This window comes from Nocardia sp. NBC_01329 (assembly GCF_035956715.1).
In the GTDB taxonomy this organism is placed as follows: Bacteria; Actinomycetota; Actinomycetes; order Mycobacteriales; family Mycobacteriaceae; genus Nocardia.
Genome location: NZ_CP108381.1, coordinates 5,891,132 through 5,903,902, shown reverse-complemented (window position 1 = coordinate 5,903,902; position 12,771 = coordinate 5,891,132). Strand labels below are relative to the sequence as shown.

Genomic DNA, 12,771 nt, shown 5'->3' with positions numbered 1-12,771 from the left:
CCGCCCGCCCCCGATGATCGGGGGCGGGCGGTGTCGTATGAGTTCCCGCGCTGCTGTGGATCAGCGGGATCCCGGGCGGCCGCTGGGCCGGGTGCTGATGGGTGGACTACTGCTGGGCGCGGCGCTGCTGGGCTGAGTGCCGCCGCTCGAACCATCCCCGGAGTCCTCCGGTTTGTCCGGTGACTCGCATTCGACCTCCGGAACCGGATCGTATTTCACTGTGCGGGTGGTGCGGGAAACCTCGGCACCGGTATTGATATCGGTGATCACCCGGGTGTTGGAGATAGTGAACCCCGGCGCACCGGTCGAGGCGATACAGTCGTCGCCTTCGGGCAGCTTGATGGTCTCCGGTTCGGTCGGTTTGCTCTTCTCACCGGTGATGGACTCCACGTTCACCGTCTTGGTGCCCCAGATGCGGACCGTCACCTCGGAGCTGTCGGCGACTGCCTGGATGTACAGACCGTGCGGGGTGTTGTTGCGGAACTGGAGGTCGATGGCCCCGTCGAACACTGTCGCTTCCCGGGCCGCCGGATAGCGGGAGATGTAGTAGCTGTGTTCGGTGTGGCCGGCGTCCTCGAGGCCTGCGAAATAGGCAGCGTTGTAGAGGGTGGTCGCGAACTGGCTGATCCCGCCACCCACGGCTTTGCTGGGGCGGCCGTGATCGATGATGCCGGATTCCACATAGCCTTCGGCGGCGGTACGGGGACCGGTGTGGGTGTTGAGCGAGAACGTGTCGTTCGGTTTGACGATGGCGCCGTTGACCTCTTGGGCGACCGTCCGGATGTTCACCCCGGACGGTCCGGTGAACCCACTGGTGGTGAACTCGCCCATCGTCTCGTTGATCCCGAGTGACTCGGCTGCCTGAGTGGTGAGTTTGGGTTCGATCCGCTCGTAGATTCCCGGGGTGGTGCGCTGGGCGCCGCCGGCGGCCAGCATCGCGGGCAACTGATCCAGCGTTTTCGCCCAGTTGATCTTGTCGCCGACCACGGCAGGGACCACGGTGGGCGCACCGGAGAAGGTGAAGCTCGCATCCTTGGGTTCGACCTCGGTCGAGGCCAGTTGCGGGGCGAGCAGATCGGTGGCCACCTTGTGGTCGAACTCGACCCGCAGCCCGCCGTGCCCGTCGGGTACGAAGCCGACGATGGTCGCGATCTGTTCCGGGCTGAGTGCGGCGTTCGCCGCCTCCTTACCGGTGAAGACGACCGGCGCGCTCACCGCGGGTTCGGCGATCTGACGCATCGCCTGATCGATCGCGTCCTGACGGACAGCGGGCGGAGCGATGGCCACGGGCAGATCCAGGGTGCTCGCGGTCGCCCACTGTTCGGTGAGAACGGTGCGGGCGGCGGCCTGATCCAGTACCCGGCCGGAAGTCGGATTCACCTCGACCGGCCGCGTGCCCTCGAAATGGATACCGCCTTCCACCGGCGGCTGATCGTGCACCCTCAATTCGTCGAAGGTACGGCTCAGCGCGGCTTCGTCGACCGAGCTGGCGACCGTGACCTCACGAGTGGCGACGAACGACAGCAGCCGGGAGGCGGGGTTGAGCGGCTGCTCGCCGACTCGTTCCCAGGTCGACTCCCAATCGACCCCGAGCCCGGCGGCGGAAGGCACCAGCTGGGTTTGCACGTCGGCGATCTTCACCGGCACGACCTCACCGGCGCGGGGATCGAGTTCCGCCTGCAATTTCGCGCGGGCGTCCTCTTCGTCCATTCCGCCGATAGCGACCCCGGCGACCTCGACGCCGCGCGGGATCTTGCCGGAGGTCATCACCAGGTCCGCGATATATCCCACCAGCGCGACACCGAACACGATCGCGGCGACCAGCAGCACACGCCGGGCGTTCGCGGAGCGCAGCCGGGCACGGGCGCCGGAGAAGCGGCCGTTGTCGTCACCGGACCCGCCGGTACCGCGGCCGCCGCCCGGGCGGCGCGGCGGGGTGGGCGGACCGGATTCACCGTGCGACAGGATATCGGCGCTCGTCGGATTGTTGGGATGTCCCGGCCAGGAGGACGGACCGCCGGAGAGCCGCTGGGTCAGTGCGGCCGAATCGAAGACCTCGGTCGGGGCGTCGTCGGGGTCGGAGTCGGCGAAAGCGGCCTGCGCGGGGGCAGGGCTGGGCAGCGCGAACTGCTGGGTGGCGTAATCGGAGCCGGTGGGGTCGGACGTAGCGGGCCCACCGGCCGGCGGCATCCCGGGAGCAGCGGGACCGCGGCCGCCGGTACCACGAACGGGCAGCCCTGGTCGAGGGCCCGGCGGGGAATCCACCGGACCGTGGGCCGAGGTTTGCGGGGACGCGGCGCCGGAAACAGAACCCGGTGACGGCCGACCTCGGTTCGGCTGTGGTTCCTCGGACTCCTGCGACCGTTCGCCGGTACTGGGGTTCAGCCAGGAACTGCCGCCGCGCCAGTCGGACGCGACATTGTCGATCGGCCCGGTCGATGCGGGCAACTGCTGTCCGTGCTGGTTACGGCCGTTTTCGAGCAGCTGACGTAGGCCGCCGTCGACCGGCTGCGGACGGCCGGAATCGCGACTGTCACCTCGGTCGGTGTTCGATTCGCTGCTCACGAACCGTCCTCCCCAATCGATACTTCGGGGACTCGCGGGTGCGAGCCTTCGCCAACGATAGTTGTCCGAACTGTAATCTTCAGTGCCTGATCGATCACAGCTGCGCCATCTGGATACCGCAATGACGTCGCATTTGGGACATATCGCCCGAACCGAGCCCCGGACAGCAAAGTGGCTCCGGACAGCAAAGTGGCTCCGTGCAGTCGCCGGGTCGGGGGTCAGGCGAATGCACGGAGCCGACCGGTATATCGGTGCCGCGCGCAGGTCGTTACACATCAGCTCGACGAATTTTCTCGACCGGCGAGCACAATCGGTGACGACGTGCGATCCGGACTCCGATCAGAAGGGGACGCGAGATGCAGTTGGGCATGATCGGGCTGGGCCGGATGGGTGCCAATATCGTGCGGCGCATCGTCGCGGCCGGGCATACCGCAGTGGGCTGCGAACGTCACGCGGACGTAATCGACGACCTCACCGCCGAGCTCGGCGGCAGCTTCCGCGGGAGCACCGACCTGGCGGAGTTCGTGGCCGATCTCGACACCCCGCGGGTGGTGTGGGTGATGATCCCGGCCGGTCTCACCGGCGCCACAGTCGATCAGCTGGCGCGGCTGTTGGAACCCGGTGACATCGTCATCGACGGCGGTAACAGCCGGTACCACGACGATATCGCCCGCGCCGCGCAGCTGACCCCGCTCGGTATCCACTACCTCGATATCGGGACCTCGGGCGGCGTATTCGGCCGGGAGCGCGGTTTCTGCCTGATGATCGGCGGCGAGGCGGAACCGGTGCGGTACGTGGAGCCGCTGCTACAGGCCATCGCGCCCGGGGTATCGGCCGCACCCCGGACCCCGGGCCGGACAGGCGAGCCCGGTCCGGCCGAACAGGGGTACCTGCACTGCGGTCCGGCGGGAGCCGGTCATTTCGTGAAGATGGTGCACAACGGTATCGAGTACGGGGCCATGGCCGCCTACGCGGAGGGCTTCAACATCCTGCACAAGGCCGATTACGGCGACCGGGCGAGCGGCGAATACTCCGCGGAGGAGACTCCGCTCGAACATCCCGAGTACTACCGCTACGCCATAGATATCGCGGAGGTCGCCGAAGTGTGGCGGCGCGGCTCGGTGGTGGCGTCCTGGTTGCTGGACCTCACCGCGGCGCAACTGCACGCCGACCCGAACCTGGACTCCTTCGGCGGCCGCGTCTCCGATTCCGGGGAGGGGCGCTGGACCCTCGACGCTGCAGTCGACATCGGCGTCCCGGCACCGGTGCTCTCGGCGGCGCTCTTCCAGCGCTTCGCATCGCGCGGGGAATCCGAATACGCGGACAAGGCACTGTCGGCGATGCGCGAGGCTTTCGGCGGGCATCACGAACTTCCGGAGCCGGGGTAGGGCACACCGTTCCCGGCGGTGGCCAGTGTGCACTGACCGTCCTGGCACGAACGCTGCAGCCTGCCCCTTGAAAGGGTCTCCATCAGCCCGATCGTCCAGCACATCGGGCATCCGCGCAGCGCGATCAGACCGACGGGCAGGAGTATCAGAGCGACCGGTCCGACGACCGGGATCAGCGCTACCGAGCCGAACAGCGCGCCGAAGCCCACCACACCGCGGACCAGATGCTCGGGAAGGGTCGCGCTCGCGAAGTCGGGACCGTCAGGTTTTGTTCCGATCATCATTTCCCTCCAGGAGCCGGGTCGGATGGGGTCAGTAGTGTTCGACGAACTGCTCCGCGGGCTCGGTGCAGACGCGATTTCATCGCTGCTGTGCTGAGACCCAGCGCCTCGGCGACCATCGGGCCGCTGTAGCCCTGGATATCGCGCAGGATCAGCACCCGGCGGTGGTCCTGGGGCAGGGCGGCGATCGCGGCCACCACTCTGCCCGCTTCCAGACGTTGCAGTGCCTCGTCCTCGGCCGAGGCGGCCACGGCGGTGTCCTGCAACGGGGCGTGGTCTCGCCTCATCCGCGCGCGCCGTAGGCATTCGTTGCGGACGATGCGGAACATCCACGACGCCAGGGCGCCGGTTGCCCTCAGCATCCCGATCTTGCGGTACAGGATGACCAGAGCCTCCTGCGCCGCGTCCTCCGCGTCCTCCGCGGTGTCGCACAGGGAGCGGGCGAAGCGCCGAATATTCGGGTGCGCGCCCGACACCAACGCGGCGATCGCGTCGACGTCACCGCCCTGCGCGGCGACGATCAAATGTTCGCCGGGCCAGGTCGAGTCAGCCACGCCCGGCTCGTTTTCGCTTCATGACGAACATGCACGTGCAGAGCAACACCAACCCGACGGCGATACCGATACCGATGATCACGACAACCTCCGTATTCCATCCCGACGTTCGCCGGGATGTATGTGAGAGGCCTGGACCGTGCCAAAGGATTCAACGGCCCACTACCTTCTTTCAGCGCAGGATTCCGGCGGACAATCGCGCCGCTGCCACTTTTCGACATGGGCAGGCCTACGCCTTTTTCAGGTGCAGTGATAGGTAGTGGTCGAAGCCGGCGCGGCGCGCGAAGCGGACGGGTCGTCGCTGGTATTCGGTGAAGCCGAACTTGCGGTAGAGACCGAGCGCGGGCGCGTTGGTGTCCTTGATCTCGCGCAGGATGAACTCGTCGTATCCGGGCAGCGCGACGATGTGTCGCATCAGTGCGGTACCCACCCCACGCCCTTGGTGGGCGGGGACGGTGGCGACGAAGGCGATCTCGGCCAGTCCATCTCGTGCCTCATCGGGCGCGCCGAGGAACTGCGAGCGCACGATCGGGTAGCTGAGGGTCCCGTGCAGGAGCCCGAGGTGGCGGCGGAACTCCGGCAGTCGGGGCGCGAAGCACTCCTGATCACCAGTGGTGATCGATGCGATGGCCGCAGGTTCGCCATCGGCCAGGGCCACAGCGAACCTCTCCAGCAGGAGCATGTGCTCGAACGCGGCGGTCAATTTCTCCGGGTCGGAAGAGAAAAAGGCGAAGTCCTCAGCGAAGCCACGCACCAGCACCTCGGTGATCCGTCGGCGGTAGCCCTCGCCCAGCTTGTGACCGTGCTCGATCTCGATCATCCAGTTCGTCCCTCTATCAGCAGTTTGAGTACGACATCGACGTCCGGGGCGGTGAATTCGGCGCCCAGGCCCACGCGGATCGAGGTGAGACCGCCGAGCATCGCGAAGTAGCAGGTCGTGAGTTGTGCCGGATCACCGTGACCGAACTCGCCGATCGCCTGGCCTCGACGGATCAGATCTTCGAAGGCCCGCCACATCGAGCGGTGGGCGCCGTGGAGTCGAGCGATCGACGCGTCCGGGGTACCGGCGGTGACGCCCTGGTTGATGACGATCATGAACTCCGCGGCGCCGTCGTCAGCGGTGAGACCCGCGAGGTACTGAACGGTGAATTCCCGGATCGTCTCGACCGGACGTCCTGGGCCGGAAAGGTTCTCGGTCAGCGCGACGAGGCCGGTCAGGGCCTGGTCGAGCAGGTCGGCGTACAGCGCGTCTTTGGTCGGATAGTGGCGGTAGATCGTGCCGATGCCGACGCCGGCTTCGACCGCGATATCGCGGATGGCCGACGCGGCGTACCCGTGCCGGGCGAAAACGCGCACCGCCGCGGTCTGAACCGCGCTCCGGGTCGCCGCGGACAGCGCGGCACTCTGCTCAGCGGTACGTGCCATACCTCTCCCCGAATGTAGTGAACCAATGTTCATTCTATAGGGATCGGGTAGTAATCGCCGAAAAACAACCGATATGGCGTAGGACTTGGGCTTGGAGGCGTTCGCGAAGGTCGGTTTCCTCGGGTGTCATCGGCTCACCGGGGCGGCGGATGCGGGTGGGCTCTGGCCGCATCGGCAGGCCCAATCTTCCGCAGTCGCTTGCTGTGATAGATGAACATCTGTTTACAATAGTAAACATGCGTTCACTCATCGAGGATAGGACGGCGCGAGCGAGGATCCGCGACGAGGCGCTGCGACTGTTCGCCGAAAGAGGTCCGGACGCCGTGAGCGTGCGCGACATCGCGGCCGCGGCGGGGGTTTCGCCCGCGCTCGTCATGCGTCATTACCGCACGAAGGAAGGGCTGCGCGATGCGGTCGACGAGCATGTGGCCGCGGTCTTCGAGACCCTGCTGGACCAGGTCACCGATCCGCACGGCACGAAACCGCTCGACAGCAAACTGGCAACGACCATGGCCGAGATCGTGATCGCGCAACTCCCCGCCGACTCACCCATCCCCGCCTATCTCGGACGGATGCTACTAGGCGGAGGGCCAGTCGGAAATGCGCTATTCGCACGGCTGTACGTGATAAGCCGGGACGCCTTGGCCGGTCTCGCGGCCGCGGGTTCGGCCGATACCGGCGACGACCCCGCCATCCGTGCGGCATTTCTCTTGATCAATGATCTCGCCTTCTTGATGCTGCGACCGCACATCGGCGAAGTACTCGGCGTCGAACTGCTGTCCCCGGCGGGAATGCGTCGCTGGGGCACCGAGGTGCTGTCGATCTATCGACACGGATTAGGGGGCGCCGCCAACCTGGCCTGATAGCCCAATTTCCCCGAACCACAAGCTTACTCAGCGCAAACGAGGTATATCATGTCCAACTCCCGCGCACTGCCCGCTGCCATCACCGATGCCCTGGTCTCCACGGCGACCCGGGCATTGCACAACCGGCGCCTGATGCGCGCCCCGATCTGGGCTTACCGCGCCCGGCTCGGATTCCTGTTCGGATCACGCATGCTGATGCTCGAACACATCGGCCGCAAATCCGGTACCCGCCGATACGTCGTCCTCGAAGTCATCGACCGTCCCGAACCCGGCACCTACGTCGTAGTCTCTGGATTCGGCACCCGCGCACAATGGTTCCGCAATCTGCAAGCCAACCCGGCCGCGCGGATCTGGCCCGGGACCCGCGGCCCGGCCCACGCCACCGCACAGCTACTCGACCCCGATGCGGCAGCACAATCGTTGCAGTCCTACATCACTCGTCACCCACGCGCGTGGAACACGATGAAACCGGCACTTGAAAACACCCTCGGTGCCCCGATAGACGACCAGGGCACAGAACTACCCATGGTCGCACTACACATCGGAACCCGTCAGCAACCTGAGCATCGACCGGTCACCGTAGAACGACGTTGAATGGCATCCCAAGTGCGTTGCGGCAGGCGTGATATCACGGCGGCGATCCAGATCCCCATGTCGAGGACTCCGCCGGCCAGCCGGACCGCGTGGAACGGGATCGGATCGGAATGAACACAGCACTGAACGCCATCAATACCCCCGCGGCGCGCGGCATCCGGCGCGAATGCCAGGTCACCACGGCGAACGCGGAGGGTGTCCATGGCAGGGAGCCCGTTAGTAATCGCCGAAAAAACAACGGATAGGGCGTAAGACATGGTCAGGGGGCTTTTGCGAAACCCTGCGCTACCTCGCGGACGCGCCGCTGCGCCCGCCAGGTGACCGCGGCGACGAACAAGGCCGAGTCGTTCAACCAGTTTTCAGTGGGCGGCTTCGGCAACGGTGGTGCGATCGCCGACAACGACCCCGTCGAGCAGGAGAAGACCGCGAAGTTCAACGCGCTGCTGTCCAATGCGGTGATTTTCCATAGCGCCCTAGACATCGCCGAGATCGTGCGCCAGCTGCAGGCCGAAGGGATGGAGATCCATCCGGAGGACCTGGCGCAGGTCTCGCCGTGCCTGACCGAGCACATCCGTCGCTTCGGCGAGTACTCCACCCACGAACTCGGCGATGAACCGGCCGCCTATGACTCGCGCCTGGACATCAACTTCACCCGCCGCGCGGGCCGACCCGGCGACCTAGGCTTCTCACAGGCCGCGTGAGCACGCAGAGCTGACCCGGCTTCCGCGCTGCGGGACAGCGGAACCCGGGGACCAGGCCTTCGGGCCCAGAAACGATCGAAGAGCGCTCGCGACCTTCATGCCTCCACCGGATTCTGATCGTTCCGCTCTTGCGCCTGCGCCCAGGTGATCGCCCATTCGTCGAGCGGTCGGAGGGCGTAACCGAGTGCTGTCCCAAGCTCAGTGAGCTCGTAGCCGTCGGCCGAGGGGGCGATGAGCCCGCTTGCTGTGAGTTCGCGAAGCCGCTGGTAGAGGACACTGGATGACAGACCTTCGCACCGTGCCAGCAGCGCACGCGCACCGAGTGGACCCGCACGCAGCTCCCAGAGAATTCGCAGCGTCCACCGACGGCCGAAGAGATCCATCGCGGCCATGACCGGACGGCCGGTAGTCGATCCACGAACCGGTGTTGCTGGGCGCGGTGTCGGCATGACTCTCCTTGCGTTTCGCTATTCGAAACACTAGCATCCATCCCGTGTTTCTAATTTAGAAACAGTCTCGAACGGGAGTGACGATGTCGCGAATAGCCCTGCTAGAACCGCCGTACGCCGATCAGGCCGGCGCGCTACTCGCGCGCATGATGCCCGGGGACGTGCCGCCGATCGGGCTGTTCCGGATGTTCGCCAGAAACCTCCCGATGGCCGGCGCTATGCACGGATGGGGGCGCTACGAGCTGGGCCGACAGCTGACCCTGACCATGAGGGAACGCGAGATCGCCATCGACCGGACATGCGTGCTGTGCGGCTGCGAGTACGAGTGGGGCGTGCACATGATGCTGTTCGCCGAACGGGTCGGGCTCACCCGCGAGCAAGCCGCATCCCTGGTGCACGGCGGCCCCGCTGACCAGTGCTGGACGTCGGAGCGGGAACGGCTGCTCATCCTGGCTGTCGACGCCCTGCACGAGCGTTCCGACATCGATGACGCGCTGTGGACACGGCTCGTGTCGGTTTTCGACGAGCTCCAGTTGCTCGATCTGCTTCTGCTGTGCGGGTGGTACCACGCCGTGAGCTTCGCCGCGCGCGCCACGCGCGTGCCGCACGAGCCCGGCGCGCCTCGCTTCGCCGACTTCCTCCCGCTAATCCCCGAGACCAGCCGATGAACACTCCCCCGGAGCGCTCCGAAGCGCGGCTGCTGGTCCGCTCGTTGATATTCATTGCCCTGGTCGTGGCGGCGGTCGGCAGCCTCGGGACGCCGCTCATCACCAGCGTGGCGACCACGTTCCACGTCTCACTCGACAGCGCGCAGTGGACGCTGACCATCTCGCTGCTGAGCGGCGCCATCGCTACGCCCGTCCTCGGCCGGCTCGGAGCCGGCCCACACCGACGAGCCACGATTCTCGCCACGCTGGCGGTCGCCGTCGCCGGCAGCGCGCTCACCGTGCTACCGCTGCCGTTCGCGTGGCTGCTTGCCGGTAGGGCGGCCCAAGGCGTCGGGCTCGGTCTGACGGCGCTGATGATGGGCGTGGCCCGTGACCATCTTCCCGAGGGACGCGGCGCGGCCACGATCGCCCTGATCTCGGTGGTCTCGATCATCGGGGCCGGCGTCGGTTACCCGCTCGCCGGGCTGCTCACCGAGTTCGGCGGGGTGCGGGCCGCCTATGGCCTGGGTCTGTTCGTCACCGCTCTCGCTTTCCTGGCCGCGTGGCGCTCCATCCCCGCAGCTCCCGACGGCCGCTCCGCTCACGTGGATGTAGCGGGCGCGCTCATCCTGGCGGGTGGACTGTTCCTCGTCCTGTTCCTCGCAAGCGAGACGAGTCTATGGAGCCATCACCTCGCCGTGGCGATGGTCCTCGCCATCGCTGCCGTGCTCTTGCTCTGCATCTGGACCGCCTCCGAGTTGCGCAGTAAGACGCCGCTGATCAATGTCCGGGCACTGCGGCACCCGGTGGTCGCCGGGGCGAATATCGCCATGTTCGCCGGCGGGATCGGCATGTACCTCCTACTCACGCTCATCACCCGGTACGCGCAGACGCCGCACAGCGCCGGCTACGGCTTCGGGCTGACCACCTTCGTCGCCGGGCTGGTCCTTGTCCCGTTCTCTGCGCTGGGATTCGTCGCCGGGAAGCTCACGCCTCGGGTTCGCGAACGGGTCGACGCCCCCTTGCTCTTGGCCGGCAGCGCCGTCGTCGTCGGCGGCGGGTTCGTCCTGTTTGCGGCGGCCCGATCGAACCTGGCCGAACTGTTCGTCGCAATGGGCGTGCTGGGCTTCGGCGTCGGCAGCTTCTCGGCCGCCATGCCCGGCGTCATCCTGGCCGTCACCCCCAAGAGCGAGACGGCGAGTGCCATGAGCTTCAACTATGTCGTCCGCAGCGTCGGGTACTCCCTGGGCAGCGCTATAGGCGGCCTGGTCCTGGCCGCTGGCACCGATATCGGCCATCTCTTCCCGAACAACAGCGCCTACACCACGGCAGCGCTGGTCGGCATCGCCGCGATGGCGATCACGACTATGACCAGCCTCGCTCTCGCCCACCAACGCCCCCTCGAGACCAACCCGCCCGCCGCCCCAACCGGCGCGCCGAGCCAGGGCCGGTCGAGTCGATGACCGGCCCGCCGCAAGTACGGCGGCCCGAACAAGAACGAAAGAGAGCCGACAAGTCGGCTGGTGTGCGCAGGCAGGTCCGGAATTCTTCCCCAGGACCTCGATTGAGATTCTGCGCCACCGGATCCGGGCCAAGCACATGCTCGCCGCAATCGGCGCCGTACAGGCGGCATCGCGTTCCAGGGTTCGGGCTGCTGTCCGGTTCAGGTAGCGAACACACTCCAGACAGGAGTGAGACCATGAAGCATCACATCGCAGTTCTCAGGACCGGATACGCTGGAGCTGAGGCTGCTGGACCCATCCTGAGCGCGAAACACGTTCGCCCCCAACATATTATGCGTATCGCGCGAATTCTCGGCGATTGCTACCTGAACCCCAATAGTGCATGCGCACCTACCGGCCGAACGAAAACGGAGGTGCCCCGATCTTTCCGATCGGGGCACCTCCTCTTCCCTGCCGGTCCGCCGCGGCTGTGGGCGCTTCCCTCACCCGCCGGACGGACCCGTCGTGGCTCGGCTCAGCGCTCCAGGATGGCCACCACGCCCTGACCACCGGCTGCGCAGATCGAGATGAGCGCGCGGCCCGACCCCTTCTCCGCCAGCTGCTTGGCGGCCTGGGCGACGATCCGGCCACCGGTGGCGGCGAACGGGTGCCCGGCGGCCAGCGAGGACCCGTTGATGTTCAGCTTGGTGCGATCGATCGAACCGAGCGCCCCGTCGAGACCCAGCCGCTCCTTGCAGTACTGATCCGATTCCCAGGCCTGCAGCGTGGCCAGCACCACCGAGGCGAAGGCCTCGTGGATCTCGTAGAAATCGAAATCCTGCAGGGTCAGGCCGTTGCGGGCCAGCAGCCGCGGCACCGCGTAGGTGGGGGCCATGAGCAGGCCGTCGGGACCGTGGATGTAGTCGACCGCGGCGACTTCGCTGTCCACCAGATGCGCGAGCACCGGCAGATTGTGCTGGGCCGCCCATTCGTCGCTGGACAGCAGCACCGCCGAGGCGCCATCGGTGAGTGGGGTGGAGTTACCCGCCGTCATGGTGGCGTCGCCCAGCTTCACCCCGAACACGGGCTTCAGCGTGCCCAGCTTCTCGAGCGAGGAGTTCGGGCGCAGGTTGTCGTCCCGGCTGAGCCCGAGGAACGGGGTCACCAGATCGTCGAAGAAACCGCGTTCGTAGGCGGCGGCCATATTCTTGTGCGACAGATAGGCCAGTTCGTCCTGCGCATCGCGGGATACCCCGAATTCCTTCGCTGTGATGGCGGCGTGCTCGCCCATCGACAGGCCGGTGCGGGGTTCGGCGTTGCGCGGGATCTCGATCCCGACCATGCCCGGCCGCAACTGGCCCACCAGCTTGAGCCTGTCCGCGTTGGTCCGCGCGCGGTTGATGTTCAGCATCCATTCCCGCATCCGCTCGCTCACCCCGATGGGCGCGTCGGAGGTGGTGTCGGTGCCGCCGCCGATACCCACGTCGATCCGGCCGGCCGCGATCGCGTCGCCGACGGTGACCACGGCCTGCAGGCCGGTACCGCAGGCCAGCTGCAGATCGTGGGCGGGGGTGTAGGGGCTGAGCCGGCTACCCAGCACGCTCTCCCGGATCAGGCCGTGCTCACCGACCCGCTTGAGTACCGCGCCACCGGCGACCATGCCCAGCCGTTCCGATCGCAGGCCGAACCGGCTCACCAGTCCGTCCAGGACGGCGGTGAACATGTCCTGGTTGGAGGCGTGGGCGTAGGCCTTGTCGGACCGCGCGAACGGGATGCGGTTACCGCCGAGGATGGCTACCGGACGGGTCGTACGGGATTTGGTGGTCACTCGGGTCTCCCAGGTTGTCGAGGTGGCGAGA

Annotated in this window: 13 protein-coding genes; 6 read left to right on the top strand and 7 right to left on the bottom strand. The window is 66.8% G+C overall.

Annotated elements, in window-relative coordinates; all coding sequences use genetic code 11:
* Nucleotides 1-60: 60 nt before the first annotated feature.
* A complete protein-coding gene (locus OG405_RS26785) occupies nucleotides 61-2,565 on the bottom strand; it encodes a VanW family protein (protein ID WP_327149175.1) in 2,505 nt (834 codons plus the stop codon).
* A 356-nt stretch (nucleotides 2,566-2,921) separates the two neighbouring features.
* On the opposite strand from OG405_RS26785, the gene gnd reads away from it, so the two are divergent.
* The gene (gene gnd, locus OG405_RS26780; RefSeq protein ID WP_327149174.1) at nucleotides 2,922-3,953 is read left to right on the top strand and encodes a phosphogluconate dehydrogenase (NAD(+)-dependent, decarboxylating); all 1,032 of its coding nucleotides are present in this window, start codon (nucleotides 2,922-2,924) and stop codon (nucleotides 3,951-3,953) included.
* On the opposite strand, the gene OG405_RS26775 is transcribed toward gnd, so the two are convergent.
* The 4 genes from OG405_RS26775 to OG405_RS26760 all read right to left on the bottom strand — a co-directional run bounded on the left by OG405_RS26775 (nucleotide 3,929) and on the right by OG405_RS26760 (nucleotide 6,213).
* Nucleotides 3,929-4,237, bottom strand: coding sequence for a hypothetical protein (locus tag OG405_RS26775; protein ID WP_327149173.1), 309 nt, complete (start codon nucleotides 4,235-4,237; stop codon nucleotides 3,929-3,931). The genes gnd and OG405_RS26775 overlap by 25 nt on opposite strands.
* Nucleotides 4,234-4,788, bottom strand: a complete 555-nt coding sequence (locus OG405_RS26770) for an RNA polymerase sigma factor (RefSeq protein ID WP_327149172.1) — start codon at nucleotides 4,786-4,788, stop codon at nucleotides 4,234-4,236. The genes OG405_RS26775 and OG405_RS26770 overlap by 4 nt, the downstream gene beginning before the upstream one ends.
* 229 nt (nucleotides 4,789-5,017) lie before the next feature.
* On the bottom strand, nucleotides 5,018-5,608 hold the full coding sequence (locus tag OG405_RS26765) for a GNAT family N-acetyltransferase (RefSeq protein ID WP_327149171.1): 591 nt from the start codon (nucleotides 5,606-5,608) through the stop codon (nucleotides 5,018-5,020).
* Nucleotides 5,605-6,213 (bottom strand): TetR/AcrR family transcriptional regulator, encoded by a 609-nt coding sequence (locus OG405_RS26760; protein ID WP_327149170.1) that lies wholly within the window; start codon nucleotides 6,211-6,213, stop codon nucleotides 5,605-5,607. The genes OG405_RS26765 and OG405_RS26760 overlap by 4 nt, the downstream gene beginning before the upstream one ends.
* Nucleotides 6,214-6,449: 236 nt before the next feature.
* Here OG405_RS26760 and OG405_RS26755 point away from each other — a divergent pair, with 236 nt between their 5' ends.
* From OG405_RS26755 to OG405_RS26745, 3 genes are all read left to right on the top strand, one after another.
* A complete protein-coding gene (locus OG405_RS26755; protein WP_327149169.1) occupies nucleotides 6,450-7,076 on the top strand; it encodes a TetR/AcrR family transcriptional regulator in 627 nt (208 codons plus the stop codon).
* A 51-nt stretch (nucleotides 7,077-7,127) separates the two neighbouring features.
* Entirely contained in the window at nucleotides 7,128-7,673 is a 546-nt protein-coding gene (locus OG405_RS26750; protein WP_327149168.1) for a nitroreductase family deazaflavin-dependent oxidoreductase, read from the top strand.
* A 317-nt stretch (nucleotides 7,674-7,990) separates the two neighbouring features.
* Complete coding sequence (locus OG405_RS26745; protein ID WP_327149167.1) at nucleotides 7,991-8,374, top strand: Tn3 family transposase; 384 nt, start codon at nucleotides 7,991-7,993, stop codon at nucleotides 8,372-8,374.
* A gap of 95 nt (nucleotides 8,375-8,469) precedes the next feature.
* Here the strand turns inward: OG405_RS26745 and OG405_RS26740 are convergent, their stop codons facing one another.
* A complete protein-coding gene (locus OG405_RS26740; protein ID WP_327149166.1) occupies nucleotides 8,470-8,823 on the bottom strand; it encodes a winged helix-turn-helix transcriptional regulator in 354 nt (117 codons plus the stop codon).
* A gap of 83 nt (nucleotides 8,824-8,906) precedes the next feature.
* On the opposite strand from OG405_RS26740, the gene OG405_RS26735 reads away from it, so the two are divergent.
* Together OG405_RS26735 and OG405_RS26730 are read left to right on the top strand one after the other, a co-directional pair.
* Complete coding sequence (locus tag OG405_RS26735) at nucleotides 8,907-9,491, top strand: carboxymuconolactone decarboxylase family protein (protein WP_327152541.1); 585 nt, start codon at nucleotides 8,907-8,909, stop codon at nucleotides 9,489-9,491.
* On the top strand, nucleotides 9,488-10,933 hold the full coding sequence (locus tag OG405_RS26730; RefSeq protein ID WP_327149165.1) for an MFS transporter: 1,446 nt from the start codon (nucleotides 9,488-9,490) through the stop codon (nucleotides 10,931-10,933). Before OG405_RS26735 ends, OG405_RS26730 begins: the two co-directional genes overlap by 4 nt.
* A gap of 514 nt (nucleotides 10,934-11,447) precedes the next feature.
* On the opposite strand, the gene OG405_RS26725 is transcribed toward OG405_RS26730, so the two are convergent.
* Nucleotides 11,448-12,740: an acetyl-CoA C-acetyltransferase gene (locus OG405_RS26725; protein ID WP_327149164.1), complete on the bottom strand. Its 1,293-nt coding sequence runs from the start codon at nucleotides 12,738-12,740 to the stop codon at nucleotides 11,448-11,450.
* Nucleotides 12,741-12,771: the final 31 nt, after the last annotated feature.

What these genes read in the sequence shown, in the direction of transcription:
- gnd (WP_327149174.1), top strand. Translation starts at nt 2,922, where the DNA reads ATGCAGTTGGGCATGATCGGGCTGGGCCGGATGGGTGCCAATATCGTG.
- OG405_RS26775 (WP_327149173.1), bottom strand. Translation starts at nt 4,237, where the DNA reads ATGATGATCGGAACAAAACCTGACGGTCCCGACTTCGCGAGCGCGACC.
- OG405_RS26765 (WP_327149171.1), bottom strand. Translation starts at nt 5,608, where the DNA reads ATGATCGAGATCGAGCACGGTCACAAGCTGGGCGAGGGCTACCGCCGA.
- OG405_RS26760 (WP_327149170.1), bottom strand. Translation starts at nt 6,213, where the DNA reads ATGGCACGTACCGCTGAGCAGAGTGCCGCGCTGTCCGCGGCGACCCGG.
- OG405_RS26755 (WP_327149169.1), top strand. Translation starts at nt 6,450, where the DNA reads ATGCGTTCACTCATCGAGGATAGGACGGCGCGAGCGAGGATCCGCGAC.
- OG405_RS26750 (WP_327149168.1), top strand. Translation starts at nt 7,128, where the DNA reads ATGTCCAACTCCCGCGCACTGCCCGCTGCCATCACCGATGCCCTGGTC.
- OG405_RS26740 (WP_327149166.1), bottom strand. Translation starts at nt 8,823, where the DNA reads ATGCCGACACCGCGCCCAGCAACACCGGTTCGTGGATCGACTACCGGC.
- OG405_RS26735 (WP_327152541.1), top strand. Translation starts at nt 8,907, where the DNA reads ATGTCGCGAATAGCCCTGCTAGAACCGCCGTACGCCGATCAGGCCGGC.
- OG405_RS26730 (WP_327149165.1), top strand. Translation starts at nt 9,488, where the DNA reads ATGAACACTCCCCCGGAGCGCTCCGAAGCGCGGCTGCTGGTCCGCTCG.